Genomic DNA, 3,056 nt, shown 5'->3' with positions numbered 1-3,056 from the left:
GGCGGCCGGCGGGGGGGGTCCCGGGACGGCCGCCGCGGGGCGGGCCTCACCGCGCGAGCGCGGGCGTGGCCTCGCGAGCGGTGCCAGCGCGCCCGGCGCGCGCGCGTCCCCTGGCCCGAAGGCCGAGCAGCGAGACGGCGTGCAGGAGCACGAACAGCGGCACGCCGAACGTGGGGACGAGGGAGAGGGGGAGCTCCGCCATGGCGGCCGACGAGGGGCCGCTCGTGAAGACCTGGATCGAGCTCGGGGCGGAGAGCGCGCCCGCGCCGACCGCCACCACGAGGTCGAGGAGCCCGGCGACGTTCCAGGCGACCGCGAGGCGCGGCGCGTGGCGCCTGCCCGTCGCGAGCGCGTACGCGACGAGGGGCGCGGCGGCGCCGACCGCCACGTCGCCGAAGCCGGCCGGGAGCGCGAACGCGCCGGGGAGCCCACCGCGCGCGTACAGCACCAGGAAGACGAAGCCGACGAGGCGCAGCGACTGGATCCCGACCACCCAGGCCTGCGGGATCGCGAGCGCCCGCGCGCGCGCCGTGCGTGACACGAGGAGGGCGAGGCCGCCGGCGAGGATGGGTGCGGCGATGGCGAGGCCGATCCGCGGCGGGCGATCCGGCGCGCCGGCGAACGCCCCCGTCGCCGCGAGGATAGCCACCAGGAGGAGCCAGGCCCCGAGGAGCACCCCCGCCGCCGCCGCGCCACGTCCGGCGTACCGGCGGAGGGCGAGGACCACGAAGGCGATGAGGAGGACGTCCACGCCGATGACGATCGGCCACACGAACCCGGGAACGAGCGCTGCCATGTGAACCTCCCGCGAGCCGACAGCCCGCGTTGTACGTACAACCTGGCGCCCGAAACCACCGCCACCCCGGGCCGGGCGCCCTGGCCCGGGGAGAGCGCGAGCGCGGGGCCTCTACCCCGCGAAGCGTGGATGGAGCCTCACGGTCACCGCGGCGAGCGCCTCGGCGCCGCGATCGCCGAGGAGCGCACGTGCCTCCCGCTGCGCCTTCCGCCAGAGGGGGAGGGCGGCCTCGAGCGTCCGGGCGCCGGCGGCCGTGAGCGAGAGGCGCTGCGCCCGGCCGTCGGAGGAGGGCTCGACGCGGACCCAGCCCAGCGCCTGCAGCCGGGCCAGCTCCCGGCTAACGGTGGACTTCTCGAGCTGCAGCGCCCGACCCACCACCGTGGGCGTCGCCCGCTCGCCCGCCCGCGCGGTGGCGACGAGGAGCGTGAGCTGGGTGCGACGCAGGCCGAGCGGGCGCAGGGCGCGCTCGTAGATCGAGGCGAGGCGGCGGTCGAGGAAGCGGGCGCGGCTCGCCAGGCACTCGGCGGCGATCTCCTCGGAGGCGGCGGCGACGGGGGTCCGGCTCATGGGAGTTGTATAAGCAACCTCGCCGCCGCCCGCAACCGTCCGCGCGCCGCGCCCCGGGCGCCCGTCAGCTGCCTCCGTCGCCCTTCAGCTGCTCGGCGAGATAGCCCGAGATCCCGATCTGCTCGATGGCGGCGAGCTGCGTCTCGAGCCAGTGGTGATGCCCCTCGGTCTCCTCGAGGAGGCGCTCGAGCAGCTCGGCGGTGCCGTTGTCACCCGCCTCTCGGCACCGCTCGATGCCGGAGTTCAGCGCGTCGCGGACATTCCGCTCGAGCGCGTGATCCAGCTTCAGCTGCTCGTGCACGCTCGAGCCTGCCGCGACGGTCCCGAGCCGCTGCACGTCGGGCGCGCCGTCGAGGTAGAGGATCCGCGCGATCAGCTCGTCCGCGTGGTTCAGCTCGTCGCGCGACTCGTGGTGGATCTTCTCGAACAGCCGCGCGTACCCCCAGTTCTGGCAGATGCGCGCGTGGAGCATGTACTGGTGCACCGCCGTGAGCTCGCCGGACAGGAGGTCGTTGAGGAGTCCGATGACCTTGGGATCGCCCTGCATGCGTCCTCCAGCGTTCAGGCCCTTGCGAGCAGACGCCCTTCCTAGATCGCGGCTGCGCCCCCGTCGTGGGTCCAGGGGGGCTGCCTCCGTGATGGGCGGGGATCATGGCGGCGTCGCATCCCCCTCGCCCATTCGTCACCTCCGCCGGCGAGCCGCGAGCCCCGCGCGATGGGCGACCTCCAGGGCGCGGCGGGCCGGTGGAGGGGGGGAAGAGGACCTGGGCGGCGGGCACTCGCACGGCAGGCTCGCGCCCGCGGCACGACCCTGCATGACGAGCGCCGCGGGCGCGGCGGCTCCTTACGCTCTCTTCGGAGTCGGACGAGGCCGCGGCCCGCGGGCCGGGAGGGAGCGCATGGCGCCGCTGGAGTGGAGCAGGATCTGCTGTCCGGTCGATTTCTCGGAGCCGGCGCAGGCCGGCCTGCGCGTGGCGGCGGACCTGTGCCGGAGGCTCGGCGCGGAGCTCGTCCTCCTCTACGCGGACTCCGCCGCGCGGGTGGCGACGGAGCTGCCGCCCGCGGGAGGGCTCGACGGAGAGCTCTCGGCGTGGAAGGAGACCGCGGAGCGCCTGGGCGCCCTGAAGGTCACCGTCGCTCGCGCCGGCGGATCGCCGGAGGTCGCCATCGTGGCGTTCGCGACCTCGGGGAAGGTCGATCTCATCGTGATGGGGACGCACGGGCGCGTCGATCGGGAGCACATGCTGACCGGCTCCGTCGCGGAGGGCGTCGTCCGCAACGCTCCATGCCCGGTGCTCACGGTTCACCCGGGCTGGAAGGCGTGACCCGGGACGTAGGAGGCGAAGGAGGAGCTGCCATGACCGGAAGCTGCGAGGTCTGCGGGAACCAGTACGACAAGGCGTTCGAGGTGGTCGCCGCCGGAGCGCACCACGTCTTCGACAGCTTCGAGTGCGCGATCCAGGCGCTCGCGCCGCACTGCGAGCGCTGCGGGTGCCACGTGATCGGGCACGGGGTGGAGGCTGGCGGGAAGTTCTTCTGCGGCGCCCACTGCGCGCACACCGCGGGGGCGAAGGAGATCCGGGACCGCGCCTAGACCTCAGGGCGGCGCACCACGCCGGCGCCGGCCGGGCACTCATGGAGCGCCCCGCCGGCGTGCTGGCCGTTACGATTCGCGAACAGGCGAGCGAAGCGA

At 74.9% G+C, this 3,056-nt stretch carries 5 protein-coding genes; 2 read left to right on the top strand and 3 right to left on the bottom strand.

The genetic code is table 11. The features are described 5' to 3' along the window. Positions 1-46: 46 nt before the first annotated feature. The 3 genes from MNZ39_RS23785 to bfr form a co-directional block, all read right to left on the bottom strand. On the bottom strand, positions 47-796 hold the full coding sequence (locus MNZ39_RS23785; RefSeq protein ID WP_242341559.1) for a hypothetical protein: 750 nt from the start codon (positions 794-796) through the stop codon (positions 47-49). A 111-nt stretch (positions 797-907) separates the two neighbouring features. Further along, positions 908-1,363, bottom strand: a complete 456-nt coding sequence (locus MNZ39_RS23780; RefSeq protein ID WP_242341558.1) for a MarR family winged helix-turn-helix transcriptional regulator — start codon at positions 1,361-1,363, stop codon at positions 908-910. Between the two features lie 64 nt (positions 1,364-1,427). Further along, entirely contained in the window at positions 1,428-1,910 is a 483-nt protein-coding gene (gene bfr, locus MNZ39_RS23775) for a bacterioferritin (protein ID WP_242341557.1), read from the bottom strand. A gap of 352 nt (positions 1,911-2,262) precedes the next feature. Here bfr and MNZ39_RS23770 point away from each other — a divergent pair, with 352 nt between their 5' ends. Together MNZ39_RS23770 and MNZ39_RS23765 are read left to right on the top strand one after the other, a co-directional pair. Continuing rightward, positions 2,263-2,688, top strand: a complete 426-nt coding sequence (locus MNZ39_RS23770; protein WP_242341556.1) for a universal stress protein — start codon at positions 2,263-2,265, stop codon at positions 2,686-2,688. Positions 2,689-2,720: 32 nt separating this feature from the next. Continuing rightward, on the top strand, positions 2,721-2,957 hold the full coding sequence (locus MNZ39_RS23765) for a hypothetical protein (RefSeq protein WP_242341555.1): 237 nt from the start codon (positions 2,721-2,723) through the stop codon (positions 2,955-2,957). Positions 2,958-3,056: the final 99 nt, after the last annotated feature.

The sequence above is a fragment of the Anaeromyxobacter sp. SG66 genome, assembly GCF_022690805.1.
Lineage (GTDB): Bacteria > Myxococcota > Myxococcia > Myxococcales > Anaeromyxobacteraceae > Anaeromyxobacter > Anaeromyxobacter soli.
Note: the sequence above shows the minus strand (reverse complement) of the source record. Positions and strands in the feature narration are given on the sequence as shown.